23 protein-coding genes are annotated in these 24,762 nt (G+C 60.9%); 12 read left to right on the forward strand and 11 right to left on the reverse strand.

What is annotated here, in order from left to right; translation table 11 throughout:
* Positions 1–25: 25 nt before the first annotated feature.
* From KW849_RS19520 to KW849_RS19540, 5 genes are all read right to left on the reverse strand, one after another.
* A complete protein-coding gene (locus KW849_RS19520; protein WP_218430899.1) occupies positions 26–331 on the reverse strand; it encodes a DUF6124 family protein in 306 nt (101 codons plus the stop codon).
* Positions 332–1,203: 872 nt separating this feature from the next.
* Complete coding sequence (locus KW849_RS19525) at positions 1,204–1,767, reverse strand: DUF4136 domain-containing protein (RefSeq protein ID WP_218430900.1); 564 nt, start codon at positions 1,765–1,767, stop codon at positions 1,204–1,206.
* 55 nt (positions 1,768–1,822) lie between these two features.
* The gene (locus KW849_RS19530; protein ID WP_218430901.1) at positions 1,823–2,419 is read right to left on the reverse strand and encodes a DUF4136 domain-containing protein; all 597 of its coding nucleotides are present in this window, start codon (positions 2,417–2,419) and stop codon (positions 1,823–1,825) included.
* A gap of 12 nt (positions 2,420–2,431) precedes the next feature.
* On the reverse strand, positions 2,432–3,181 hold the full coding sequence (locus KW849_RS19535; protein ID WP_218430902.1) for a methyltransferase domain-containing protein: 750 nt from the start codon (positions 3,179–3,181) through the stop codon (positions 2,432–2,434).
* On the reverse strand, positions 3,181–3,483 hold the full coding sequence (locus KW849_RS19540) for a MazG-like family protein (protein WP_085727452.1): 303 nt from the start codon (positions 3,481–3,483) through the stop codon (positions 3,181–3,183). The genes KW849_RS19535 and KW849_RS19540 overlap by 1 nt, the downstream gene beginning before the upstream one ends.
* A gap of 157 nt (positions 3,484–3,640) precedes the next feature.
* Between KW849_RS19540 and KW849_RS19545 the strand changes: the two genes are divergently transcribed.
* Positions 3,641–3,934 carry a hypothetical protein gene (locus KW849_RS19545; RefSeq protein ID WP_218430903.1) on the forward strand — a complete coding sequence of 98 codons (294 nt, stop codon included), beginning with the start codon at positions 3,641–3,643 and terminating at the stop codon, positions 3,932–3,934.
* 154 nt (positions 3,935–4,088) lie between these two features.
* A complete protein-coding gene (locus KW849_RS19550; RefSeq protein WP_218430904.1) occupies positions 4,089–5,438 on the forward strand; it encodes an MATE family efflux transporter in 1,350 nt (449 codons plus the stop codon).
* A gap of 11 nt (positions 5,439–5,449) precedes the next feature.
* Here KW849_RS19550 and KW849_RS19555 read toward each other — a convergent pair whose 3' ends face one another.
* From KW849_RS19555 to KW849_RS19580, 6 genes are all read right to left on the reverse strand, one after another.
* Positions 5,450–6,250, reverse strand: a complete 801-nt coding sequence (locus KW849_RS19555; RefSeq protein ID WP_218430905.1) for a DUF4123 domain-containing protein — start codon at positions 6,248–6,250, stop codon at positions 5,450–5,452.
* Positions 6,247–7,566 carry a type VI secretion system Vgr family protein gene (locus tag KW849_RS19560; RefSeq protein WP_218430906.1) on the reverse strand — a complete coding sequence of 440 codons (1,320 nt, stop codon included), beginning with the start codon at positions 7,564–7,566 and terminating at the stop codon, positions 6,247–6,249. The genes KW849_RS19555 and KW849_RS19560 overlap by 4 nt, the downstream gene beginning before the upstream one ends.
* A gap of 232 nt (positions 7,567–7,798) precedes the next feature.
* Positions 7,799–9,712, reverse strand: coding sequence for an arginine decarboxylase (gene speA, locus KW849_RS19565; protein ID WP_218430907.1), 1,914 nt, complete (start codon positions 9,710–9,712; stop codon positions 7,799–7,801).
* A 218-nt stretch (positions 9,713–9,930) separates the two neighbouring features.
* Complete coding sequence (locus KW849_RS19570; RefSeq protein ID WP_008053936.1) at positions 9,931–10,302, reverse strand: translation initiation factor Sui1; 372 nt, start codon at positions 10,300–10,302, stop codon at positions 9,931–9,933.
* Between the two features lie 315 nt (positions 10,303–10,617).
* Positions 10,618–11,175: an NUDIX hydrolase gene (locus KW849_RS19575; protein ID WP_218430908.1), complete on the reverse strand. Its 558-nt coding sequence runs from the start codon at positions 11,173–11,175 to the stop codon at positions 10,618–10,620.
* Positions 11,176–11,178: 3 nt separating this feature from the next.
* Positions 11,179–12,246, reverse strand: a complete 1,068-nt coding sequence (locus tag KW849_RS19580; protein WP_108219840.1) for a DUF2333 family protein — start codon at positions 12,244–12,246, stop codon at positions 11,179–11,181.
* 487 nt (positions 12,247–12,733) lie between these two features.
* On the opposite strand from KW849_RS19580, the gene gcbA reads away from it, so the two are divergent.
* From gcbA to fis, 10 genes are all read left to right on the forward strand, one after another.
* Positions 12,734–14,404 carry a diguanylate cyclase GcbA gene (gene gcbA / locus KW849_RS19585; protein WP_218430909.1) on the forward strand — a complete coding sequence of 557 codons (1,671 nt, stop codon included), beginning with the start codon at positions 12,734–12,736 and terminating at the stop codon, positions 14,402–14,404.
* Positions 14,405–15,359: 955 nt separating this feature from the next.
* On the forward strand, positions 15,360–16,403 hold the full coding sequence (locus KW849_RS31895; RefSeq protein WP_371319164.1) for a methyl-accepting chemotaxis protein: 1,044 nt from the start codon (positions 15,360–15,362) through the stop codon (positions 16,401–16,403).
* A 175-nt stretch (positions 16,404–16,578) separates the two neighbouring features.
* On the forward strand, positions 16,579–18,324 hold the full coding sequence (locus KW849_RS19595) for a protein-disulfide reductase DsbD (protein ID WP_218430911.1): 1,746 nt from the start codon (positions 16,579–16,581) through the stop codon (positions 18,322–18,324).
* Between the two features lie 132 nt (positions 18,325–18,456).
* Complete coding sequence (gene aroQ / locus KW849_RS19600; RefSeq protein ID WP_007971361.1) at positions 18,457–18,912, forward strand: type II 3-dehydroquinate dehydratase; 456 nt, start codon at positions 18,457–18,459, stop codon at positions 18,910–18,912.
* 24 nt (positions 18,913–18,936) lie between these two features.
* A complete protein-coding gene (accB, locus tag KW849_RS19605) occupies positions 18,937–19,398 on the forward strand; it encodes an acetyl-CoA carboxylase biotin carboxyl carrier protein (RefSeq protein ID WP_108219836.1) in 462 nt (153 codons plus the stop codon).
* A 17-nt stretch (positions 19,399–19,415) separates the two neighbouring features.
* Positions 19,416–20,774: an acetyl-CoA carboxylase biotin carboxylase subunit gene (accC, locus tag KW849_RS19610; protein WP_108219835.1), complete on the forward strand. Its 1,359-nt coding sequence runs from the start codon at positions 19,416–19,418 to the stop codon at positions 20,772–20,774.
* Between the two features lie 241 nt (positions 20,775–21,015).
* The gene (gene prmA, locus KW849_RS19615) at positions 21,016–21,894 is read left to right on the forward strand and encodes a 50S ribosomal protein L11 methyltransferase (protein WP_218430912.1); all 879 of its coding nucleotides are present in this window, start codon (positions 21,016–21,018) and stop codon (positions 21,892–21,894) included.
* Positions 21,895–21,924: 30 nt separating this feature from the next.
* Positions 21,925–23,169 carry a DUF3426 domain-containing protein gene (locus KW849_RS19620; protein WP_218430913.1) on the forward strand — a complete coding sequence of 415 codons (1,245 nt, stop codon included), beginning with the start codon at positions 21,925–21,927 and terminating at the stop codon, positions 23,167–23,169.
* A gap of 184 nt (positions 23,170–23,353) precedes the next feature.
* Positions 23,354–24,364 (forward strand): tRNA dihydrouridine synthase DusB, encoded by a 1,011-nt coding sequence (gene dusB / locus KW849_RS19625; protein WP_218430914.1) that lies wholly within the window; start codon positions 23,354–23,356, stop codon positions 24,362–24,364.
* Positions 24,361–24,681 (forward strand): DNA-binding transcriptional regulator Fis, encoded by a 321-nt coding sequence (gene fis / locus KW849_RS19630; protein ID WP_015093301.1) that lies wholly within the window; start codon positions 24,361–24,363, stop codon positions 24,679–24,681. Before dusB ends, fis begins: the two co-directional genes overlap by 4 nt.
* Positions 24,682–24,762: the final 81 nt, after the last annotated feature.

Here is a 24,762-nt window from a genome sequence, read left to right on the forward strand (position 1 = left end):
CTCCCTCGCCACAAAAGCTCCGTGGTCAGTCTTGCGGATCGAGATTATCCAACGCCCGGTTCACCGCCAACTCACCCAGCATGATCACCTGCGCAATCCCCAGCATCGTATTGCGCTGCGAGCCTTCCAGAAACCCCGCGAAATCACTCGCCATCACACTCGCCGACGCCAGTGATTCACAGGCGTGGGCCAGCAGGGTTTCGGTGTCGATGTGCGGGGCAATGACGAACATCGTGCTGGGTTTGTGAGTGACAGGTTGCCTGGGTGGATCGAGGTAGTGATCGAGGACGCGGTCGGCGGCTTCGGGGGGATTTGGGGTGGGTTTGATCATTGTTGCACCTCTGGGATGAAATGGAGCCACGTCCAAATTGCCGCGAAGCAATTTGGGGTGGCAGCTGTACGCGGGTTCGCGGACCGATCCCAGAGGCAGCTCGGCATACCCGAAGGTATCCCGCGCACAGTCGCCATGACACAGAACGACAGACACAAGAAGGTGTTGTTGTTAAGTGGAGCGATTATGCCTTAGGAATCGAGCCGCGACGCCCGGACGCTGAATTTTCAGCGACTGACAAAGGCTAGAGATCGCACTTCCGACGGACAACCTGAAAAACGTGTCGGAGGTTTCCTTGGGACTTGAGGAAAACTACACAGGATTGATTGACTGTCAGGGCCTCATCGCGAGCAGGCTCGCTCCTACAATTTGACCGGTGGACATCCGCAAGAATGTCGTCGGCTGGCCGGCCTGGTTCGTCATGCGTGCACATTTCCCTGTAGGAGCTGGTAGGAGCTGGTAGGAGCTGTCGAGTGCAACGAGGCTGCGATCTTTGGGCCTTATTACTGACAAACAAGATCAAAAGATCGCAGCCTTCGGCAGCTCCTACGCAGTGATACATCCGCGAAATCAGGTCGGCTGGCAGGCCGCCATCGCGAGCAGGTCGGATCGCCGCACCGTCGCTCCCACAGAAGAGCAAAGGCAGAGCGGCGTACACCCAGGCTCTTCACCACTCATCAGGCCGAGCATTAGCTCACCTGCAGCTCTTGATCTTGATCCACCCGCCCCCTCGGGAGCGAAGGAACCCCGAGCCTTGTCGAGGGGCCGTACGTAAGGGCGAAACCATAAGCCGCCGTTACCGCAGCAATGGATATGTACACCATCCAAAAAAAACCCCTGTGGGAGCACAGGGGTTGAGAGGCCGGCTGATGCTAGGACGCGTGCGGTGGATAGTTGGCCAATATCCGCGTGACCGTTTGCCAGATGGCATCGCGACGATCCGTCGGGTTCGGCGTGCGACTGAGCATCTGTTCGTCACTGCCGCGCCACACCAGTTTGCCGTCCTTGCCATCGAGCAGGTCGATCTGGATGGTCGCCACTTTGTAGCTGACATTGCGGGTTTCGTTGTACATCGGTGCGCCGTAGTAGCCATGCCATGGGTAACCCCAGCCGCCGCCGTAATTGGTGGTCACCTGCTGTTGCCGCTCTTCGACAATCAGGTAGGCCTGCACATTCAAATCGCCCTTGGTGCCTGCAGCGGCCGGACGCAGACCGCGCTGATCCAGTTGATCGGCAACCGCCTGACGGATGCGCTGTTCGGTCAGGTCGCTCTTGATCCGCGGATCATCGGGACGGTATTGCAGGGCGGGTTCTTTCCAGGTCCAGCTGCGATAGGCAGCAAAGTCGCGGCTGGCGTCGAAGTCATGATTGACCTGGTTGGCGGCGCAGGCACTGAGCAGCGCGGCCACTGCCAGTAAAACAAAACGGCGGAACATGATGATTCTCCGGTTGAAGACATGATCCTGTGGAATGCTTCTTATCTACAAGAAGCTAACTAGGAGGATACGCCGACATCGCCTTTTCCACAGCCTCCCGTATCGCATCGGCGCGCTCGCTTTCGCTGCCCCGGTTGCCGGTTTCAGCGCTGGAGCTCCATATCGGTTGACCGCTTTTGGCGTCAAACATGTCCACCTGCACGACCACGACCTGTTCCCGATAGGTACGGATGATCGGCACGGTGGCGTATCCGCCATATCCAGGGCCGTAGCCGTTGTAGCCGCCATAATAGTCGTCCTGAACCTGACGCAAGCGGGTTTCCATCCGCAGGTCGGCGCTGACAAACAGGTCCGCCGGACGATTGTCATGCAGCGGACGCAAACCCCGCTGATCCAGCGCATTGCTGACCGCTTCGGCAACCTGCGCCGAGTCCGCCCACGCGGTGCCCGGTGGCAGATGGCCGTTGAGCCAGGCCCAACTGCGGTACTTGCCGTAGTCACGGGGCGCCGCCGGGTAGGCGCTGCGATCGAACGTATTGGCAGCCTGGGGCGGTGCCGGTGGCAAAGGGTTTGAGGTGGCTACATAGGGGTTGCTGCCCTGACAGGCAGCCAGCCCCAGGCAGAGCACCAGCACACCTGAATGATTTTTCATTTCGTGCTCCGATCAGACAGGCCGACAGATCCAGTGCAGGTAACGCCCAAGCCCGGCAAAGCTTGGATGACGGCGGTGGGCCAGCTCCATTTCCAGCAGGTCCACCAACTCGGCACGGGCCTGGAATTCCACCGGCATGTAATCGTGAAAAACCCGCACTCCACTCTGTATTTCGACCTGCCACAGGCCTTCAAGTTGCGCCGCCAGCTCGCGCGGATCAAGGGGCTGCTGCGGGGTCAGGCTCTGCTTTTCGCCGGCCATGTCGTTCTTGCGCATCTTGCGGAAATGGCCCTTGAGCAAGTTGCGATAAATCAGCGCGTCGCGGTTGTAGAACGCCAGGGACAGCCAGCCGTCCGCCTTGGTCAGCTGATGCAGCACCGGCAGGATGGCGTGGGGTTCGGCCAGCCATTCCAGCACGGCGTGGCATAGCACCAGGTCGTAGGGTTCGGTGAGCTGCCCGAGCAGTTCCTGCCAGGGTGCCTGAATGAACGTGGCGCTCTGCCCGGCTTCGGCAAAACGCTGGCGGGCGCCTTCGAGCATCGGTTCGGCCGGCTCGGCGAGGGTCACCTGATGGCCGCGTTGGGCCAGCCACAACGACATATGGCCAAGGCCGGCGCCGATGTCCAGAACGCGCAGCGGCCGGTCGGGCAAGGTTTCGGCCAGATCGGCCTGCAACACTGCCAGACGGATCGCACCTTTGGCACCGCCGTAAATTTTTTCGGCGAAACGGGTCGCCAGTTGGTCGAAATGACGGTCGCTCATCAGCTGAACCTCCGTTCGCTGTCCGCCAGTTTGCTGCGCACCACGGCATCCATGTCCAGGCCCAGCTCACTGCACAACAGCAACAGATAAAGCACAATGTCACCGACTTCCTGCCCGGCGTGGGCAAGTTTGTCCGCCGGCAACTGGCGTGACTGGTCTTCGGTCAGCCACTGGAAAATCTCCACCAGCTCGGACATTTCCACGCTCGCGGCCATGGCCAGGTTTTTCGGGCTGTGAAATTGCCGCCAGTCATTGCGGTCACGGATGGCGTGCAGGCGTTCGGTCAGTTCAACAAGGTTCATCGGGCTCTCCTGAAGGCGTATAGCTTCGGGGGGATCACAGGTGAAGGCAAGGGGCAGAAGTTGCATGCTCACCTGTGCAACCCTCTATGCTTGTGGGGGCTTGGCAGCATGATCGACAGCCCAAGACTCAATTCTCTTTAATCAGGACGTTCACTCCATGCAGGTAGAAGGTTTCTCCGAATGGCTCGGCCAGGTACTCGGCTCGATCATCCGCTTCATCGTTGATGCCCTCAGCGGGCTGTTCAATCTGTTGAGCAACGCCAGCAGCAATTTTGTCGAAGGCCTGTCCCAGGCGCTGGGCATGGATACCTCGGTCATCAGCATCGTGACCTTGCTCCTCGGGCTGATACTGCTGTGGTCGGCGATCCGCGCCTTTCTCAATGCGTCGTTCATCATGGGGATCATCTGGTTGATGCTGGGGTTGTGGTTGCTCAGCTGGATCATCCACTGACACCATCAATTCCTGTAGGAGCCGGCTTTCCGGCGAAGGCGTCCTCCAATATTGCATCGCACTTGCGGACGCCTTCGCTGGCAAGCCTGCTCCTACATTGGAGCGCGGCATATCCGGAATGTGCCGCTACAATGCCTGCTCCCAAGGAGCCTGCATGTCCAACCTGACCGCCGACTGGCGCGACCGCCCTACCCATCGCCGGGTCTGGGCACTCGCCGCACCAATGATTCTTTCGAACATTTCCGTCCCGCTGGTGGCCCTGGTCGACAGCACCGTCATCGGTCACCTGCCCCACGCCCATCAACTCGGTGCCGTCGCGGTCGGGGCCAGTCTGTACACCTTCCTTGCCTGGGCCATGGGTTTTCTGCGCATGGGCTCCACCGGGTTCGCCGCCCAGGCGGCGGGGCGCGGGGATGGTGCGGCCTTGCGGCAGATTCTATTACAAGGCCTGCTGCTCGCCATCGGCCTGGCCGTGGTGTTGGGTGCGGTGGGCGTGCCACTGAGCGGGATCGCGTTGCACTTCATGCAACCGTCGGCTGAGCTCGATCAACTGACCCGAGAGTTCTTCCACACCCGCCTGTTTGGCCTGCCGGCGGCGCTCGCCAGCTATGCACTGGTCGGCTGGTTTCTCGGCACCCAGAATGCCCGGGCGCCGCTGGCGATTCTGCTGAGCACCAACCTGGTCAACATTGCCCTGAACCTGTGGTTCGTCCTCGGCCTGGAATGGGGCGTGGTCGGTGCAGCCCGGGCCTCGGTGATTGCCGAATGGACAGGGGCACTGATCGGTTTGCTGATGACCCGCAAAGCCCTGCGCGCCTACCCTGGGCATATCGTCTGGGCGGCATTGGCGCTGTGGCAGAGTTGGCGGCCATTGCTGGCGGTCAACCGCGACATCTTCATCCGCAGCCTGGCGCTGCAATCGGTGTTTTTCCTGATCACGGTGCAAGGCGCGCGGTTGGGCGATGCCACGGTCGCTGCCAATGCCCTGCTGCTCAATGGCTTGCTGCTGACCGCCCATGCCCTCGATGGCCTGGCCCACGCCGTCGAAGCCCTGTGCGGGCATGCGCTTGGCGCCCGCAATCGCGATGCCCTGCGCCGCTCATTGGTGGTGGCCGGCGGCTGGTCGTTGCTGGCAAGCCTGGGCTTTGCTGCGCTGTTTCTATGCGCCGGGCATCTATTCATCGAGATGCAGACCGACATTCAAAGTGTGCGCGACACCGCGTTCATCTACCTGCCCTACCTCGCCGTACTGCCGCTGATTGCCGTCTGGAGTTACCTGCTCGACGGCCTGTTCATCGGCGCCACCCGTGCCAGGGAAATGCGCAACGGCATGCTGCTGACCGTAGCGCTGGTGCTGCCATTCGGCTGGGCACTGCAAGGCGGGGGCAACCATGGCCTGTGGATAACCTTTCTGGTGTTCATGCTGCTGCGCAGTCTGACCCTAGGCGTGATTGCCTGGCGCCTGCGCCGTCACGATGGCTGGTTCGCTGGCAGCACTCACTGAACGGGGCGACCTCATGACCAGGGTGGATCGTTCTGCCACAAGTGACGCAGGCTATCGAGGCGTTCCTGTTGAGTCCGCCCCGGCAACGGCTGCACGGGCTCGGCGTCGGGATACTGCAAGCGCAGCCATATCCAGCCATCAAGCACCGGGCGCTCACTGAAACCCAACGCCACCCCTTCTTGCACATGGGCCCACAGGCGGGAGAAATCGGCACCGGTGGATTGGCTCCAGCGCCAGGCCTGCTGCTCGAGCAAGCAGGTTTGCAGCTTTTCCTGTTGCCCGGCGCTGAGGTTCTCCTCGACTGCCAACGGGCTGACCGCCAGCCCCGGGTTGGACAAGCGCTGCCAGCCCTCACAGCTCATCGCGCGGTCGGCCCAGCTGCCACCGAACCAGCGCAACTGGTTGATGGGCCCGAGCCAGCGACTCAGTTCAACGGCATCGCAGGCATCGAAGAAATAGCTCGCCGTGATCGGGTTGTAGTAGCTCAAAAGAGCCCGGTGCAGGCCAAGCGTGACCGTGAGCATGCGCCGTAAATGCGCCAGCAACGACGCGGCGCTGGCCTCGCTGACCATCAGCAATCCGGGCCAGCGTTGTCCGTCGACGATGCATAAATCGGCCAGTGCCGGGCAGGTGCGCAGATCGACCAGGACCGGTCCCTGCTCATGCAGCGCATGCCACTCCGTACCCTCGAACAACCCGAAGCACCGGGCTTGTGCAAACATCTGCCGAAGTGTGACACCCGCCTGCGGCGTGCCCGGCACATCCAGCAACAGCCACTGCGGGGGTGCCTGGGGCGTGCGTGTGGCGATCATGCTCCAGAGCTCTGGCCAAGCTGCGCCGCCAGACGACAGGTGCACAACGCCTGTGCGCAATGGTTGAAACTGCCACCGCCGGGCAGCAGGCACAACACCAGCAATGGCTCTCCCGACCGCAACCATTGCTCCAGGCCCTCATCAGGGGCGCAGCCGGGCTGGGGGGTGCCAGCGTCCGTCATTTCGACCGTTGCCGGCGCATGCAGCAGCCCGGTTATCTGCGGTTGATCGGGATCGCCCTCGACAAACCCCACGACCAGCTCAGTCCCTTCCCGCAATGGCAAGAACGTCGATGCCTGCAGTTGCCTGGCCAGGGGTAACCAGCAATGGCTGGGCGCAGCCCCTTCGCCCTGATAAAGCCAGTCGAACTGCACCGGTACCGGCCTTGCCGGGTCGGGGCTTGGTTCGTCGATCTCGACGACCCACGCCCGTTGCAGGCTATGCATTTGTGGCTTGACCGTCACACAGGGCGGCGTGAAGGGTGTCGGCCACTGCAGGGCACGGGCCTGATTGCGGTAAGGCGTCGCCGTATCCTGACTGCCCCAATGCTCAACGTGGGTCAGCAACCAGAGGCGATTGCATTCGGCAACCGGATGACCGGACAGCGGCATCAGCCGACCGCTGCGCAAGGTCACCAGGTCTGTCCGGCATTCGGCACTCTGCGCCGCTGTCCCACCGCAGTGCTGACGTTCGAACTGCCGCACCGCCGGCCGATCGCCCTCGCTGCGCAATACCGCAGGTTCGCCGGTTGGAAAATGCTGATGATCATCCCCAAACACCACACAGTGCCCGCGGGCCCGGTGTTCGAAGTGGTAGTGAAGCCGTTCCTGGGCGCACAGTCGCTGGAGAAACTGCAGGTCCGACTCTCGATATTGCGTGCAGAAATCCCGGGGCGGGTATTCGCCGCTCAGCGCCAGGCGTCGATCTTTGCCGGTAATGCCGTGCTCCTTGAGCACCCGGTCGAGGATTTGCGGCACTGAAAGGGCGCTGAAAATTCGTTGGCTGAAGCGCTGGGCCAGGCAAGCCAGTTTTGGCCCCAGACGCACCTGGCAGAGCCGGGGTCCCGAGGCATGATCACGCTGGACGAGTTCATGCAATTGTCCATGCACGTAGCTTCCAGCGGGTCCGAAATGCAACGAGGCCGGGCGGTACAGCAAACTGGCAAGGTCAAGTACCGGGTCATCGATCAGCAGGTCCAGGTCGAACACGAACGGCTCGCTGATGGCCTCTTTACCGGTAAAGGCCAGGACCTCAAAGGAGTCGGGCAGACCTGCTACATCCAGACGAAATGACGGTTCGCTGACTGGATTGAACATCGGCGTTTCTCTACAGGAGGGGCGGCCGGGGATTCTCGCTGAGAGACATGGCCGAGTAGAGTGCCGAAATACAAATTAGGAAATAACCTACGCGAAAAGGAGACCAAATGCTTTGGGTGGCCGAGAACGCGGGAAATTTCGCCTGGAATAGGAGAATTGCCGCACCAGGTCATCTGAAATCTCCGCGGCAAACGGAAAATTTTCAGACAACCTGATGAGCGTGGTGCTTACCTCAGGAAGACAGGTAAGACGAACGGGTCAGCCCCAGACGCAAGGCATCGAGGAACTGTGTGCGCTCGGTGGCGCTGATGCGGGCACTGGCACACTTGTCGCGGTAGTGAGTCATCAGTTCCTCCGGCGACAAGTGCACGTAACGCAGCATGTCTTCGATGGTGTCGTGGGTTTCGATACCAGCGTGGTACACGCTACCGTCGGCGTTCTGGTAGATATTCACCGAGTCGGTGTCACCGAACAGGTTGTGCATGTCACCAAGAATTTCCTGGTAGGCGCCCACCAGGAAGATCCCCAGCAGATAGTCTTCACCTTCATTCAGACCGTGCACCGGCAAGCTGGTCTCGATGCTCTGCTCATCGACGTACTGCTTGATCTTGCCGTCGGAGTCGCAGGTCAGGTCTTGCAGCACGGCACGGCGCAGCGGCTCTTCGTCGAGACGGTGCAGTGGCAGGATCGGCAGGACCTGGCCGATGGCCCAGGTGTCCGGCAGGCTCTGGAATACCGAGAAGTTGCAGATGTACTTGTCAGCCAGCTTGTCGTTGAGTTCGTCGAGCACCTGACGGTGGGAACGCTGGCGAGCCTTCAGCGAATTGTGCAGGCGGCGGCACACGGCAAAGTAGCACTGCTCGGCCAGGGCTTTTTGCGCCAGGGTCAGCTTGCCATCGGCGTATTGAGCGGCCACGTCGCTCATGTAGTGCGTGGCGCGCCAGTAAGTCTCGGTGACCATTTCGATGTCGGTCGGGCCTAGCAGGTCAACCAGCCACTGCACGGTTTCCGGCAGCTCTTCCTTGTTATCGATCTTCGGCACGTCGTCGTGGTGTTTCTCGACGTCGGTCACCTGTACCACCAGCATGGCATGGTGGGCGGTCAGGGAGCGGCCGCTTTCGGAGAAGATGTTCGGGTGCGGCAGGCTCTGCGCGTCGCAGAATTCCTTGAGCATCCCGACCACGACGCCGGCGTAATCGTCCATGTCGTAGTTGATCGAACTGGCGTTACGCGAGTGCGTGCCGTCGTAGTCCACGCCCAGACCGCCGCCGACGTCGATGTGATCCACCGGCAGGCCAAGGTTGCGCAACTCGCCGTAATAACGGATCGCTTCCTTGAAGCCGTGCTGGTAGTCCGCCAGGTTGGCGATCTGTGAGCCCATGTGGAAGTGCAGCAGGCGAATGCCCTGATCCAGACCGGCAGCGCGGAAACGCTCGACCACCGACAGCAACTGCGCCGCCGAGAGGCCGAACTTGGATTTCTCGCCGCCGGTGTCTGCCCACTTGCTCGACGCCAGGGACGACAGACGCACGCGCAAGCCGACCTGCGGCTTGACCTTGAGCGCCGCCGCTTCTTCGATCACCAGACCGACTTCGGATTCTTTCTCGATCACGATGAACACGTTGTGGCCGAGCTTCTGGCCCATCAGCGCCAGACGGATGAACTCGCGGTCCTTGTAACCGTTGCAGACGATGGTGCCGCCCTTCGGCGCCAATGCCAGTACCGCCAGCAGTTCCGGTTTGGAACCGGCTTCCAGACCGATGGAAACGTTCTGGGTAGCAATGATGTTTTCAATCACCGCTTCCTGCTGGTTAACCTTGATCGGGTACAGCGCGGTGTACTTGCTCTGATATTCCAGGCGCTCGATGTTGGCGTCGAACGCACCGGTCAGCTGACGCACGCGGTCTTGCAGGATGTCTGGGAAACGCACCAGCAATGGCAAGGACAAACCGCTTTTGCGCAGTTGGTCGACTTGCTCGAACAGGTCGATAGGCGAACTGGTCGGGCCGTTCGGACGAACTTCGACGCGACCGGCGTCATTGATCGCGAAATACCCGGCCCCCCAATGGCGAATCCCGTAAACACTGCGGCTGTCCGCAACTGTCCATTGGCTGCCATCGTCTTTGCGTGTGCGTCGTACGGACATCGAAGTCCCCTATAAAGAAGTCATAGAGCGTCGCCTGGGTTCAGGCCGGCGCAGTCTAAAGTATGAAAATGACGGTTCGTCAACGAGGGGGTAGACCTCGCTGACCGCAGTGAGTTTAGAAACCAGTCATGAACAGGCTCTGTGAAAACCATGGAGACGACGCCAGACCAGAATGAATCGGGACTGGATCAAGCCGTGGGTGGTTTTCACAGAGGCTGCTAGCCGCCGGACTTCTTCGCTTTGAAACCGAGCTTGATCAGTTCTGCCAAGAGTAGCTCGACATGATCGCCCTGGATTTCGATGACACCGTCTTTCAGCGCCCCACCGGTACCGCAACGTTTCTTCAACGTCGTGGCGAGGTCCTTGAGCGCATCTTCAGCCAACGGCACGCCGGTGATGGTGGTCACCGTCTTGCCACCACGGCCCTTGCTTTCGCGACGCACGCGTGCGATGCCGTCGCCGGCAGGGATAACGGTCTGTTTGCAGATGCAGGCGTCCACCGGTTTACTGCATTCCGGGCAATGACGACCTGCGTCGGTGGAAAATACCAGGCCGCCCAGGGCGGCGAAGGATGCGGCTTTTTTGGCCACCGGCAATCCTCTTCGGAGGACAAAGACTGGTCGCAGCACTTGGGAAGGCTATCGACCGCGAAGCCCCACTCAGGCAGGGGCAGCGCTACTGAAACGGTACAACATTCACTTCACTGTAGGAGCGAGCTTGCTCCGGGCGGCGCTCCGACGATGAACTCAAAGACGATGCGTTCATTCTGGATGCCCGCGTTATCGTTGACGTCCATCGCGAGCAAGCTCGCTCCTACAGCAATAACCAGCAATACCGGTTCAGTTTGAAAAGTCGCGCAGTGTAACGGCAAAAACGCCGATTGCTAAGAGCCAATCGGCGCCAATTTATGCCTCTTTTGCGACGTCTTCGCCACGTGAGCGCAAATAGCGCTTCAACGCGGCCAGAGAGTCCGGGCAATAAGGCTTTTGTCCGATTTCCAGCATGACCTGATCAATGGGAATAAAGCGCGCTTCCAGCACCTCTTCCGGTTGCAGGATCAACGGGCCGTCCCACACCGCCGAGAACGCCGAACACCACAGGCGATTGCCGGTGTCCTCGAAGAAAAAGTGGTCATGAGCGGTCAGTTCCACGCCACTCACTCCCAGTTCTTCCTCCAGCTCCCGAGCCGCCGACTCGGCGTAGGTCTCACTGGCGAGCACCATGCCGCCCGCCGCAACGTCCCAGTAACCGGGATAGATCGCCTTGCTCAGCGTGCGGCGATGCACGCACAACTCGCCAGCGGAATTGAACAACATGATGTAGGTGCCACGCCCGATCAGCCCGCGCTCGCGCAAGTCGGAACGGACCAGGGCGCCGAGCAGGTTGTCCTGCTCGTCGACCCAGGCGATCTGTTCGGCATCGGAAGCCGCGCGGTGCGCGGCTTCTCTGGCGTTATCGACCATGACTCAGCCCTGATTGAGCAATTGACGCAAATCGATCACTGCGGCGTTGGCCCGGGAAATGTAATTGGCCATGACCAGCGAATGGTTGGCCAGTACGCCGAAGCCACTGCCGTTGAGGATCATCGGGCTCCATACCGGCTCCTGCGACGCCTCCAGTTCACGAATGATCTGGCGCACGCTGACGGTGGCGTTCTTCTTGGCCAGCACATCGGCAAAGTCGACTTCGATGGCGCGCAGCAAATGCGACAAGGCCCAGGCCTGACCGCGGGCTTCGTAGAACACGTTATCGATTTGCAACCATGGGGTTTCAACGATTTCTTCGTCGACCTGCGGCGCCACGCCTGGTGCTACCACCTCGGTTTTCAACGCGGTGTTGAGCTTGACCCGGCCCACACTGGCCGACAGTCGTTGCGACAGCGAACCCAGACGGGTGCCGACATCACCCAGCCAGTTGTTCAGGTTATCGGCGCGGGCATAGAACAGCGCGCTCTTCTGGTTCGGATCGGACAGGCGCGCCTGATAGCGGCTCAGGGAGTTGATGCCTTCCTGATATTCGGACTCGCTGGACGGCAGCACCCAGCTCTTGTTGTCGAAGTTGAAACGCGGCTCGGCCTTGGCCAGGTCGGCGTCTTCGGCGGACTGCGACTGCGAACGGGCGAAGTCTTTACGCATTGCCCGGCTCAGGTCGCGGACCTGCACCAGCACGCCGTATTCCCAGCTCGGCATGTTGTCCATCCACAGGCCTGGCGGGAATCGGTCGTTGGAAATATAGCCGCCCGGCTTGGTCAGCAAGGTGCCGGCGACGGTCTTCAGGGTTTCCACCGTGGTGTAGCCGACGACCATCTGCTTGCCTTCTTTCTCGGCCGCCAGTTGAGCGGTCTGCTGGACCGGGAACAGCGCCGGCTCCTGGCTCCAGTACCAGCCCAGGACACTCGCCACCAACAGGTAGATGCCCAGCAAAGTGGCCAGCGCCCGGCTGAACAACAGACCGCCCAGGTAACTGCGGGTCTCCGACTTCGGTTCAGCGGCACGTTCAGGCGCACTGCCTGTGCGGTTCTTCCAGTCCAGCATGGCGATTTCCTTTCAAGCTCTTGAGGTCAACGGTTCGACCACAACCATACAACAACGTGCCTTGGCCCGGCACCCGCCATCGCACCGATGCGGAAAATTACCGGTCTTGAGGATGAAAAGAGTTCCTGCCCACCCGATGACTGTGTTGCCGTCGAAATCCTCCTAATGGTTTGGATGACACGCCCCAAGGGAATCCCTGACCCCCTGAAGCCAATAAAAACGGATCGGTCCGCACCGCTCAGACAGCCGTGAATGGCCAATGGCCTGTCACCCGCCGATTGCCGCCCTGCGCCCGTCAAGCGCCCTGATTCACGGCACTTCACCTCCGCACACGGCGACTAAACAGCCCGGAATCAGACCGATCGGTCACAAATTGAATGAAGCCACATTGCAGATTATTGACGTACAGCACTCATGTAATGGAAAAGTGGTGCTAGCATAGAGCCACCAGTCGACCTCAGTGTGCACCCTAACTAGTAGTCAGGATATGACCGAGCCAGAAGACCCCAGCCGCGAGCGCCTCAAGCACCACTTTGCCCAGCGGGTAATTCATCAGGCTCGTCAGATTCTTGAGATATGGCAGCGCCTGCAACGCAGTGAGTGGTCCACCGCCGACCTTTCGCAATTGAGCGAGGCCAATCTGCGTCTGCTGCGTTTCGCCGAGCGCTTCGAACAACCGGAACACACGCAATTGGCACGCCACATCGGGCAGTCCCTGGAGGCGGTCGACGCCAATCGCGGACGCCTGAGCAGCGGCCTGATCACCGACCTCAATCGCTTGATGCAGCGCCTGTCACGTACCGGCCTGCGCCATGGCGACCAACTCGATCAAACCTTCCTGCCACCGCTGCGCAAGCCCGTCTATGTGATGCTGCAGGATCACGGCCGCGCCGAGCGCCTGGCCAAACAACTGGAATTCTTCGGGCTCAGTGCCCAGTCCCTGGACAGCGTAGATGCGTTTCGCTCATCGATGGTCGAGCGCTTGCCAGCGGCGATTGTCATGGACGTGGATTTCAGTGGCGCCGGAGTCGGTCTGAAACTGGCCGCCGAAGCCCAGGAAGGCCTGGACCATCGCTTGCCGCTGCTGTTTTTCAGCCTGCACGAAACCGACACCCCGACCCGCCTGGCCGCCGTGCGTGCCGGCGGCCAGGAGTTCCTCACCGGCACCCTCGAAGCGTCGAGCCTGCTGGAGAAGATCGAAGTCCTGACCTGCGTTGCCCAGTACGAACCGTATAAAGTGCTGATCATCGACGACTCCCGCGCCCAGGCCTTGCACACCGAGCGCCTGCTCAACAGTGCCGGGATCGTCACCCGTACGCTCATTGAGCCGATCCAGGCCATGGCCGAACTGGCGGATTTCCAGCCGGACCTGATCATCCTCGACATGTACATGCCGGCCTGCACCGGTACGGAACTGGCCAAGGTCATTCGCCATAACGACCGCTATGTCAGCGTGCCGATCATTTACCTGTCGGCCGAAGACGACCTGGACAAGCAGCTTGACGCCATGAGCGAGGGCGGCGATGACTTCCTGACCAAACCAATCAAGCCCCGGCACCTGATCACCACCGTGCGCAACCGCGCGGCGCGAGCCCGCAACCTCAAGGCACGGATGGTCCGCGACAGTCTCACCGGCCTGTACAACCACACGCATATCCTGCAATTGCTCGAAGACTGCTCGTTCCGCGCCCGCCGCGAAAGCAAGCCGCTGAGCTTTGCCATGCTCGACATCGACCATTTCAAACGGGTCAACGACAGCCACGGCCACCCCATGGGCGACCGGGTGATCAAGAGCCTGGCGCTGTTTCTCAAGCAGCGCCTGCGCAAAACCGACTTCATTGGCCGCTACGGTGGTGAAGAGTTCGCCATTGTCATGCCGGACACCGATATCGAAGCGGCCTACAACGTGCTCGATGAAATCCGACAGCGTTTTGCCGAGATTCACTACCCCGCGCAACCTCAGGATCTGTGGTGCACCTTCAGCGCCGGGTTGGTGGAGTTATACGAAAACTCCGACAGCCTGATGATGGCCAGTCAGGCAGATGATGCGCTGTATCGGGCCAAACATGGCGGACGCAATCAAATACAGGCCGCTCGCACACCAAGGCAAAGTGCCACTTTTTTATCGGAATCGACCGATACAGTCATAACCCTGTAACAGAAACGCAATAACTTCAGGCACTTACCATTTCTGTCATTGGTAGTCCGTAATGCGCCTGAAGCTGCTGACCAATCTCAATACCCTCCTTCTGGTGGCCGTGTGCATGGCCCTCGGCGCTACGCTGTGGTGGTCGCAGAAAGCCCTTGAGCGTCCGTATCTATTAATGGAGCGCTACCTGGGCCTGTCGCAGCAGTTTCAGAATGAAGTGGCCCGCAGTGTCGAGGATTACCTCGCCAGCGGCGATGCATTGCGCCTGAGCAGTGCCGCCCAAGGCATCGACAACCTGCAAAAAGAACTCGGCGAATTGCCACCGGCCTTGGCCGAGACATTGCGCCCCAGCCTGTCGACCCTTGAAGCGTTCAGCAAAACCGACCTGCTGGCCGCCGGCAAACTGGCCGGCGATCCGCAGGCCTTGCTGCTGCAAGCCGAGCGCGAACTGGGTGCCAGTCTCGATCAGCTCAACCACTACGCCAGTGGCAATGCGGCCTACCTGACGCCACTACTCACCGCATCGCAGCACCTGGGTAAATTGTCCCTGGCACGGGACAAACTGGTCAGCAGCGGCCGCAGCGAACTGGCTGCCGACGTCGAACGCGAAGTGGCCAACATCCGCATCCAGGCCGAAAAACTGGACGCCCTGCCCTTGCTGGGCGTGACCACCAGCAGCGAGTCGAACACCGATGATTTCGCCTCGATGATGGGCCTTGAGAACAAGGAAAAAACCGTCGCCGAAGATGCTGGCGTCGGCCTCAAGCGCGAACTCAACAGCCTGCTCACCCGCTACCCGGCAGAGCTCACGCGCACTCGCGATCAGATCCAGAAACGCGCCGACCTCAGCGCTGCGACTCACGTGAAAATCGCCGACGTGCAACAGGCCATTGCCGGGCTGGAACCGGTGGTGCGCGCCCAGCACGGGCAGATCCAGGGTGAAGTGCGGCTGATGCAAGGCGTGATGATCGGCTTGATTCTGCTGATCGCACTGCTGATAGACACCCTGCAGCGCAAACTGGCCCGGACCCTGACCAACCTCGCCCCGGCCCTGTCGACCTGGGCCGAAGGCGACTTCAGCCGCGACATTCAACTGGGCAACACCAACCGCGAACTGCATGACATTGAAGCGTCACTCAACCGCTTGCGTGCGTATCTGGTGGACCTGGTGGGGACCATTCGCCGCAATGCCGAACAGGTGGCAGGCAGCAGCCGCACCCTGGCCGACCTGAGCAACGACTTGCACAGCGGCGCCGAGCATCAGGCCGGCGACACGGCGCTGATCCGCGATTCCCTCAGTGAGCTGGAAGCGACCATCCAACAAGTCGCCGGCGATGCCAGCCAGGCCGCCGACGCCAGCCGCCACGCCGGCCTCGCCGTGGAGCATGGACAGAAAGTCATCGGCCTGAGCCTCACCGGCCTGCATGCGCTGGTGGATGAAGTGCAAGGCAATGCACAAATGATCGAACACCTGGCCGAAGAGTCGGCCACCATCGGCGGCGTGTTGACGGTGATCCGCTCGATTGCCGACCAGACCAACCTGCTGGCCTTGAACGCCGCCATCGAAGCGGCCCGGGCCGGGGAAATGGGCCGAGGCTTTGCGGTGGTGGCCGAAGAGGTGCGCTCACTGGCGCAACGTACCGCCGGGGCCACGGCGCAAATCCAGACGCTGATCGCAGGGCTGCAAACCGCCGCACGGCAATCGGTGGAGGGCATGCGCGCCCAGGTCGAACACGCCGAGGCCACCGCCAGCCAGGCCCAGGCCGCGGATGGCGCCCTGGACAAAATCGTCGGCGCGATCCAGACCATTTCCGACACGGCGATACGCATCGCCGATGTCACTGCCCAGCAGAGCGGTGCTGTCAGTGAGATCCGTGACCACAGCGAGCGGATTCACCAGCTGGGTGGGGATAACTTGCTGCGCATTGGCGAAGGGCGTGAGCAAGGGGAGAACCTGCTGGTGCTGGGCGGACGACTGCATACAGCCGTTCAGGCCTTCCGCGTCTGATCGATCGCCTTTACTGTAGGAGCTGCCGAAGGCTGCGATCTTTTGATCTTGCTCTTGAGAGGCAAAGTCAGAAGATCGTCCGAACGCGGCCCGAGCCTTCGGCAGCTCCTACGCAGTTCGATGTGGTCATGCTCTCTCAGCTATCATCCCCCCAATTCCGATACGCGAGATTGTCATGCGCCGTTTGCTTTGCCTGCTGTTTTTAGTGTTCGCCCTGCCGGCCAGCGCCACTGGCCTGCTGGAGAACCGACCCAGCTCAAGCCTGGGCTCGATCAACAACAGCGCCGACTTCCTGCCGGTGCGCGAAGCCTTTCAACTGAGTCTGGTCGAAAGCACGCCGCAATCGATCAAGCTGCGCTTCGTCGCCACCGAAGGTTATTACCTCTACCGGCACCGCTTTCAATTTCGCGCCGACCCCGCCGATGTTGTCCTCGGCGCGGCGAAACTGCCCGACGGCCAAAAAAAACACGATGAATACTTCGGCGATGTCGAGGTCTACCACGGCATTCTCGACGTCGAGTTGCCGCGCACCGACCAACGTGCCTTCACTCTGGCCGTGACCTATCAGGGTTGCGCCGACAAAGGTTTGTGCTATCCACCGGAAACCGAGCGTTTGAGCATCGACGGCAGCGGCGCTCCAGCGACGGTTTATCCATGGAGCTGGCGCGAACTGGCATTGTTTTTCCTCGCGGGCCTGGGCCTGACGTTCACGCCATGCGTGCTGCCCATGCTGCCGATCCTGTCCGGCGTGGTGCTGCGCGGTCAGATCGGCGGCTGGCGCGGTTTCAATCTGTCACTGGCCTATGTGCTGCCGATGGCCGTCTGCTTTGCCCTGCTCGGTGCGCTGATGGGGCTGTTCGGCGCCCAGCTCAATCTGCAGGCGCGGCTGCAATCGGCCTGGGTGCTGGTACCTTTTGCGATGTTTTTTGCGCTGTTCGCACTGGCGATGTTCGGCGTCTTCGAACTCAAATTGCCGCACGCCATCAGCAGTCGCCTGGACCGCATCGCCGGTCGCACCAAAGGCGGTTCACTGTGGGGCGCTGCGGTGTTGGGCGTGGTCTCCAGCTTGCTGGTTTCACCCTGTGTTTCGGCCCCCTTGGCCGGCGCGCTGCTGTACATCAGCGCCAGTGGCGATGCGCTGGGCGGCGGCTTGAAACTGTTCATGCTCGGTCTCGGCATGGGCGCACCACTGTTGCTGGTGGCCACCGGTGGCGCAGCCTGGCTGCCGAAAAGCGGGCCGTGGCTGGTCTACGTGAAAAACGCGATCGGTGTGTTATTGCTGGGACTGGCGATCGGCCTGCTCAGCCGCGTCTTGCCCGGTCAGGTCACCTTGCTGTTGATCGGTCTGCTGGCCGGAGGCGTCGGGCTGTTCATGGGCGCACTGGAGTTCGTCTACAAACCGCCGCGCGAGCGCCTCGTACAGTTGCTCGGCATGTTCCTGGTGTTTTACGCCCTGGCCTGCTGGTACGGCGCGCTCAGCGGCCAGACCGACCCGTTCAACCCGATTGGCCAGCCGCGCGTCGTCGAGAGCAACCAGCCTGTGCAAGGCACCAGCGCCTGGCAAACCGTCAGCACTTCCGCCGATCTGGACCGCGCGCTTGCCGAGGCTCGGTCGTCCGGCACACCGCTGCTGCTCGACTGGTACGCCGACTGGTGCATCAGCTGCAAAGTCATCGAACACGAGGTGCTGGTCGACCCTGTGGTCGTCGAACGCCTAAAGGGTTATCGGCTGATCCGCTTCGACATCACCGCCAGCAACGCCGAGCAACGCACCCTGCTCGACCGTTATCAATTGTTCGGCCCACCGGCCCTGATGTTTTTTGGCAAGGATGGCGTCGAACGCGCAGATGTGCGGGTGATCGGCGAGATCAACGCCAAAGACTTCGCCGAACGTGTTGCCAGGGCGAATGACCCAATTTAATCAAGCAGTCATATACTTCGCGCAAACATCGGTCATCGTGCTGGCTATTGCAGAGAACTGGACAGTCACAAAGGCTTTGCGGCATAGTCTGCGGGTTCTGACAATTGCTCACAGATAACATAGGAACCGCCGATGGCGACGTTACTCGTTCTGCACGGACCCAACCTGAACTTGCTCGGTACCCGTGAACCGGGCACCTATGGCGCCACGACGCTGGCGCAGATCAACCAGGACCTGGAACGCCGTGCCCGCGAAGCCGGTCACCATTTGCTGCACCTGCAAAGCAATGCCGAGTACGAATTGATCGACCGTATTCACGCTGCCCGCAGTGAAGGCGTGGACTTCATTCTGATCAACCCAGCAGCTTTTACACATACAAGTGTCGCATTACGTGACGCGCTGCTGGCGGTGAGCATCCCATTCATCGAAGTGCATTTGTCTAACGTGCACAAACGCGAACCTTTCCGCCATCACTCTTACTTCTCCGACGTAGCGGTGGGAGTGATCTGCGGCCTTGGCGCCAGCGGTTATCGACTGGCCCTGGAGGCCGCCCTGGAACAGCTTGAACAACAAGTTAACCGCCCCTGACCGACCCTTGGGAGTTGATGATTCATGGATATCCGTAAAGTTAAGAAACTGATCGAATTGCTGGAAGAGTCCGGCATCGACGAGCTCGAGATCAAGGAAGGCGAAGAGTCCGTACGCATCAGCCGTCATAGCAAGACCCCGGCTCAGCAGTACTACGCGCCGGCTCCGATGCATGCTCCGGCTGCCGCGCCTGTCGCCGCTGCTCCGGCTGCCGCTGCCGCACCTGTTGCTGCCGCCGCGCCAGCACTGAACGGCACCGTTGCCCGTTCGCCGATGGTCGGTACTTTCTATCGCAAGTCTTCGCCAAGCTCGCCGTCCTTCGTGGAAGTCGGCCAGACCGTGAAGAAAGGCGACACCCTGTGCATCGTTGAAGCCATGAAGATGATGAACCACATCGAAGCTGAAACCAGCGGTGTGATCGAATCCATCCTCGTCGAAGACGGCCAGCCGGTTGAGTACGACCAACCGCTGTTCACCATCGTTTGAACCGCGGAGAGCCTTTGATGACTGCGAAGTTGGAAAAAGTTCTGATCGCCAACCGCGGTGAGATCGCCCTGCGGATCCTGCGCGCCTGCAAAGAAATGGGCATCAAGACCGTCGCCGTTTACTCCAAGGCTGACAAGGAACTGATGCACCTGGGCCTGGCAGACGAATCCGTCTGCATCGGTCCGGCATCGGCCGCCCACTCCTACCTGCACATTCCGGCAATCATCGCCGCGGCCGAAGTGACTGGCGCCACCGCCATTCACCCGGGCTACGGCTTCCTTGCGGAAAACGCCGACTTCGCCGAACAGGTCGAGAAATCCGGCTTCGCGTTCATTGGCCCGAAAGCCGAAACCATTCGCCTGATGGGCGACAAGGTATCGGCCAAGCACGCCATGATCGCTGCCGGCGTACCGACTGTTCCGGGCTCTGACGGCCCGCTGCCGGAAGACGAAGAAACCGCTCTGCGCATTGGTCGCGAAGTCGGTTACCCGGTGATCATCAAGGCCGCTGGCGGCGGCGGTGGTCGCGGCATGCGTGTTGTGCACAAAGAAGAAGACCTGATTGCCTCGGCGAAACTGACCCGCTCCGAAGCAGGCGCGGCGTTCGGCAACCCGATGGTCTATCTGGAAAAATTCCTGACCAACCCACGTCACGTGGAAGTCCAGGTACTTTCCGATGGCCAGGGCCACGCTATCCATCTGGGCGACCGCGACTGCTCGCTGCAACGTCGTCACCAGAAGGTTCTTGAAGAAGCGCCGGCACCGGGCATCGACGAGAACGCACGTGAGGAAGTACTCGCACGCTGCGTCAGGGCGTGCATCGATATCGGCTACCGTGGCGCCGGTACTTTCGAGTTCCTGTACGAGAACGGCCACTTCTACTTCATCGAGATGAACACTCGTGTCCAGGTAGAGCACCCGGTTTCGGAAATGGTCACCGGCATCGACATCGTCAAGGAGATGCTCAGCATCGCCGCCGGCAACAAGCTGTCGTTCACCCAGAATGACGTGGTCATCCGCGGTCACGCACTGGAATGCCGGATCAACGCCGAAGACCCGAAAACCTTCATGCCGAGCCCGGGCACGGTCAAGCATTTCCACGCTCCAGGCGGCAACGGCGTTCGTGTCGACTCGCACCTGTACAGTGGCTATGCCGTTCCGCCGAACTACGACTCGTTGATCGGCAAGCTGATCACCTACGGCGCAACCCGTGACGAAGCCATGGCGCGCATGCGCAATGCGCTGGACGAAATCGTGGTCGACGGGATCAAGACCAACATCCCGCTGCACCGCGACCTGACCCGCGATGAAGGCTTCTGCAAAGGGGGCGTGAACATTCACTACCTCGAGCACAAGCTGGCTGGCGAGAAGCACTAAGCTTCGACCCTATCAATAAGGCCGCCTTCGGGCGGCTTTGTTGTTTGCGGGAAAGAAAGATCAAAAGATCGCAGCCTGCGGCAGGCTCCTACATTTGGAATGCATTCCCCTGTAGGAGCCTGCCGCAGGCTGCGATCTTTTGCTTTTGCGCCATGGTCGTGTTCTGCCGCGCGCTCGCGTAAACTTGCGTCCTTCTCGCAGCCCGCCAGGCTGCAATCAATATTTTTCAAAGGTGCCCGCCATGCCTTGGCTGCAAGTACGTCTCGCCATCAGCCCAGAACAAGCCGAAACCTATGAAGACGCCTTCCTTGAAGTGGGCGCCGTGTCGGTGACCTTCATGGACGCCGAAGATCAGCCGATCTTCGAGCCGGAACTCAATACCACGCCGCTGTGGTCGCACACGCACCTGCTGGCCCTGTTCGAAGGTGGTACCGAGCCCGGCCCGGTACTGGCCCACCTGGAGTTGCTGACCGGCAGCCCGCTACCTGAACACCACAGCGAAGTGATCGAAGACCAGGACTGGGAACGCAGCTGGATGGACGGTTTCCAGCCAATGCGGTTCGGCCAGCGCCTGTGGATCGTGCCGAGCTGGCACGCTGCGCCAGAGCCTGACGCAGTGAATCTGCTGCTGGACCCGGGCCTGGCATTCGGCACCGGCACCCACCCGACCACCGCACTGTGCCTGGAATGGCTCGACGGTCAGGACCTGAAGGACTGCAACGTGCTGGACTTCGGTTGCGGTTCGGGGATTCTGGCGATTGCCGCGCTGTTGCTCGGCGCCAGGGAGGCCGTGGGCACCGATATCGACGTGCAGGCGCTGGAAGCCTCACGCGACAATGCCGGACGCAACAACATTGCCGATGAGCTCTTCGCGCTGTATCTGCCGCAAGACTTGCCACAGGTTCAGGCTGACGTGCTGGTGGCCAACATTCTTGCCGGCCCGCTGGTCTCCCTGGCGCCGCAGTTGTCCGGCCTGGTCAAGTCCGGCGGTCGCCTGGCGCTGTCGGGCATCCTCGCCGAACAGGGCGACGAAGTCGCTGCCGCCTACGCCAAGGACTTCGATCTGGACCCGATCGCCAATCGCGATGGCTGGGTGCGCATCACTGGCCGTCGGCGCTAGAATGGCCGTCTGCATAATCCGGAACGCCGCATGACCGATAGCTTCGTCACTCAGTGCCCGCATTGCCAAACCAGCTTCCGCGTCAGCCATGCCCAGTTGAGCGTGGCGCGTGGCGTGGTTCGCTGTGGCTCCTGCCTGCAGGTGTTCAATGCCGCCAGGCAGCTGCTTGAGCAGGCCGACAAGGAACCACCGGCAGCGAAGCCGCTCCCGCCTGAGCAGCCCCTCGAAGCATCGCCGCCGCGCGCCATCAGCCAAAAGCAATGGAGCGCCACCGAGCTGGATCTGGACAGTCTTGACCTCGACGAAGAACTCGCCCGGCTCGAACAGCGGGAAATCCAGCCGACCACCGAGCTCGGCCGCCATCGCGACGACTCGCTGAGCGCCCGTCGCGACAGCGCCGGGCAGGATGACGAGGAGCCGTGGTCCGACAGCCTGTTCAGTGAATCGGCGGCGGATCGTGCGCAACTCGACGAACCGCTCGAAAGCCTTGAAACGCCAGAGCCGACAGTCGAGCCGGGCAAAGCCTCGCGCACCGAACCTTCGCTGTCTCTGGAACCGGATGATCTCGACGACGAACCACATCCACCCCATTTGCGACTGCACGACCCTCTCGATGCCCCGCTGAACCACGAACGCCTGTCAGCCGCCGACGAGAACGAAACCGACGACAACCTGCCCTCGATCGAACCGCTGCGCAAGCGACGCGAACGTAGCGAGCCGGGCGTGCGCGCCGAAGTGCTGCAAGACCTGACCGACGACCCACTGCAACTGGACTGGCAAAAACGCCGCTCGCCCTGGGGCCGACGGCTGTTGTGGTTGCTGCTGGTGCTGATTGCTGCTGGCGCCCTCGCCGGCCAGTACATCGCCTACCATTTCGACGAGCTGGCGCGACAGGATCAGTATCGCCCGTGGTTCCAGCAACTGTGCCCGCAAATCGGCTGCACCGTGCCATCCAAGGTCGACATCGCGAAAATCAAGAGCAGCAACCTGGTGGTGCGCAGCCATCCCGAGTTCAATGGCGCCCTGGTGGTCGATGCGATCATCTATAACCGCGCGCCCTTCTCCCAGCCCTTCCCACTGCTGGAACTGCGCTTCGCCGACCTCAATGGCCACCTGATCGCCAGTCGCCGCTTCAAACCCGGCGAGTACCTCAATGGCGATCTCGAAGGCATGGCGGAAATGCCTCCGCAAACGCCGATCCACATCGCCCTGGACATTCTCGACCCCGGCGCCAAGGCCGTGAACTACAGTCTGAGCTTTCACTCTCCGGAGTGAAACGCTTCATTGCTCCCGGATTAACGCCGGCTTTCTGACTGCCCCTGGCAAACCAAACCACGGGTAATAACAGAATAACTGTTCAGAATTTGTTCAATTCAGCCTTTATCCAGTCATCGAGAGCGGGTATCATGCCAACCCTTTTTCGAACTCCCATGATCCGGCCCCACAACAGGGAAGTCCTATGTCGGCGGTACGCATCGGCCCATACACATTACACAACAGCTTGATACTCGCCCCCATGGCGGGCGTCACCGACCAGCCCTTTCGTCAGCTGTGCAAGCGCTTGGGCGCGGGACTGGTCGTCTCGGAAATGGTCACTAGCGACATGAGCTTGTGGAACACCCGCAAGTCGCGCATGCGCATGATCCACAAAGGTGATCCCGAGCCACGCTCGGTACAGATCGCCGGTGGGGACGCGCAGATGCTGGCGGACGCCGCCCGTGCCAACGTTGAAATGGGCGCGCAGATTATTGATATCAACATGGGCTGTCCGGCAAAAAAAGTCTGCAACAAAGCTGCCGGCTCCGCACTGTTGAAGGATGAAGCCCTGGTAACCGAGATCCTGCAGGCTGTCGTGGCTGCGGTCGATGTGCCGGTTACCCTGAAGATCCGGACCGGTTGGGACCGGGACAACAAGAATGGCCTGACGGTGGCGAAGATCGCCGAGCAGGCAGGCATTACGGCGCTGGCGGTGCATGGCCGCACACGTGCCGACCTGTACACAGGTGTTGCCGAGTACGACACCATTGCCGCGATCAAGCAGGCGGTGTCGATTCCGGTCTTCGCCAACGGCGATATCGATTCGCCGGAAAAAGCCCGGTACGTGCTCGACGCGACCGGTGCCGATGGTTTGTTGATTGGCCGGGCTGCCCAGGGGCGGCCATGGATTTTTCGCGAGATCGACCATTTCCTGCGTACCGGCGAGAAGCTCCCGGCGCTGGAACTGATCGAGGTGGAACGCATTCTGCTAGAGCATCTGGCCGCCCTGCACGCCTTCTATGGCGATGTCATGGGTGTGCGCATTGCTCGAAAGCATGTGGGCTGGTATCTCGCAACCCTGCCGGGCGCCAGGGAGTTTCGCGCCCACTTCAATCGTTTGGATGGTACGGATACACAATGCGCCAACGTTCGGGCGTTTTTCGCCGAGCGTTACAAGAGCCTGACAGGGGACGGAGAGTGGGTGGCCGCATGACGATGATGACCGAGACTTTAGTGAGTGGAACAACACCCGTGAGCGACAACGTAAATTTGAAACAGCACCTCAATACGCCGAGCGAAGAAGGCCAGACCCTTCGCGGGAGTGTCGAGAAGGCGCTGCACAATTATTTCGCCCACCTTGAGGGCGCTGCCGTCACGGATGTGTACAACCTGGTGCTCTCCGAAGTCGAGGCTCCCCTGCTCGAGTGCGTGATGAATTACGTCAAGGGCAACCAGACCAAGGCCAGCGAGATGCTCGGACTGAACCGGGGCACGCTGCGCAAGAAACTCAAGCAGTACGATTTGCTGTAAGCATTCAATCAAACCAGAAAGGCGCCCGCGTAAACCGGTCGCCTTTTTTGCTGACTTCCTTTGCTTTTGATGGAAATTGAG

Origin of the sequence: Pseudomonas sp. PDM26, assembly GCF_019219185.1 — a bacterium.
Classification (GTDB): Bacteria; Pseudomonadota; Gammaproteobacteria; order Pseudomonadales; family Pseudomonadaceae; genus Aquipseudomonas.

What these genes read in the sequence shown, in the direction of transcription:
- gcbA (WP_218430909.1), top strand. Translation starts at nt 12,734, where the DNA reads ATGACCGAGCCAGAAGACCCCAGCCGCGAGCGCCTCAAGCACCACTTT.
- KW849_RS19525 (WP_218430900.1), bottom strand. Translation starts at nt 1,767, where the DNA reads ATGTTCCGCCGTTTTGTTTTACTGGCAGTGGCCGCGCTGCTCAGTGCC.
- prmA (WP_218430912.1), top strand. Translation starts at nt 21,016, where the DNA reads ATGCCTTGGCTGCAAGTACGTCTCGCCATCAGCCCAGAACAAGCCGAA.
- KW849_RS19580 (WP_108219840.1), bottom strand. Translation starts at nt 12,246, where the DNA reads ATGCTGGACTGGAAGAACCGCACAGGCAGTGCGCCTGAACGTGCCGCT.
- KW849_RS19530 (WP_218430901.1), bottom strand. Translation starts at nt 2,419, where the DNA reads ATGAAAAATCATTCAGGTGTGCTGGTGCTCTGCCTGGGGCTGGCTGCC.
- KW849_RS19545 (WP_218430903.1), top strand. Translation starts at nt 3,641, where the DNA reads ATGCAGGTAGAAGGTTTCTCCGAATGGCTCGGCCAGGTACTCGGCTCG.
- KW849_RS19560 (WP_218430906.1), bottom strand. Translation starts at nt 7,566, where the DNA reads ATGTTCAATCCAGTCAGCGAACCGTCATTTCGTCTGGATGTAGCAGGT.
- KW849_RS31895 (WP_371319164.1), top strand. Translation starts at nt 15,360, where the DNA reads ATGATCGGCTTGATTCTGCTGATCGCACTGCTGATAGACACCCTGCAG.
- KW849_RS19535 (WP_218430902.1), bottom strand. Translation starts at nt 3,181, where the DNA reads ATGAGCGACCGTCATTTCGACCAACTGGCGACCCGTTTCGCCGAAAAA.
- KW849_RS19555 (WP_218430905.1), bottom strand. Translation starts at nt 6,250, where the DNA reads ATGATCGCCACACGCACGCCCCAGGCACCCCCGCAGTGGCTGTTGCTG.
- KW849_RS19575 (WP_218430908.1), bottom strand. Translation starts at nt 11,175, where the DNA reads ATGGTCGATAACGCCAGAGAAGCCGCGCACCGCGCGGCTTCCGATGCC.
- aroQ (WP_007971361.1), top strand. Translation starts at nt 18,457, where the DNA reads ATGGCGACGTTACTCGTTCTGCACGGACCCAACCTGAACTTGCTCGGT.
- accB (WP_108219836.1), top strand. Translation starts at nt 18,937, where the DNA reads ATGGATATCCGTAAAGTTAAGAAACTGATCGAATTGCTGGAAGAGTCC.
- fis (WP_015093301.1), top strand. Translation starts at nt 24,361, where the DNA reads ATGACGATGATGACCGAGACTTTAGTGAGTGGAACAACACCCGTGAGC.
- speA (WP_218430907.1), bottom strand. Translation starts at nt 9,712, where the DNA reads ATGTCCGTACGACGCACACGCAAAGACGATGGCAGCCAATGGACAGTT.
- dusB (WP_218430914.1), top strand. Translation starts at nt 23,354, where the DNA reads ATGTCGGCGGTACGCATCGGCCCATACACATTACACAACAGCTTGATA.
- KW849_RS19540 (WP_085727452.1), bottom strand. Translation starts at nt 3,483, where the DNA reads ATGAACCTTGTTGAACTGACCGAACGCCTGCACGCCATCCGTGACCGC.
- KW849_RS19550 (WP_218430904.1), top strand. Translation starts at nt 4,089, where the DNA reads ATGTCCAACCTGACCGCCGACTGGCGCGACCGCCCTACCCATCGCCGG.
- accC (WP_108219835.1), top strand. Translation starts at nt 19,416, where the DNA reads ATGACTGCGAAGTTGGAAAAAGTTCTGATCGCCAACCGCGGTGAGATC.
- KW849_RS19620 (WP_218430913.1), top strand. Translation starts at nt 21,925, where the DNA reads ATGACCGATAGCTTCGTCACTCAGTGCCCGCATTGCCAAACCAGCTTC.
- KW849_RS19595 (WP_218430911.1), top strand. Translation starts at nt 16,579, where the DNA reads ATGCGCCGTTTGCTTTGCCTGCTGTTTTTAGTGTTCGCCCTGCCGGCC.
- KW849_RS19520 (WP_218430899.1), bottom strand. Translation starts at nt 331, where the DNA reads ATGATCAAACCCACCCCAAATCCCCCCGAAGCCGCCGACCGCGTCCTC.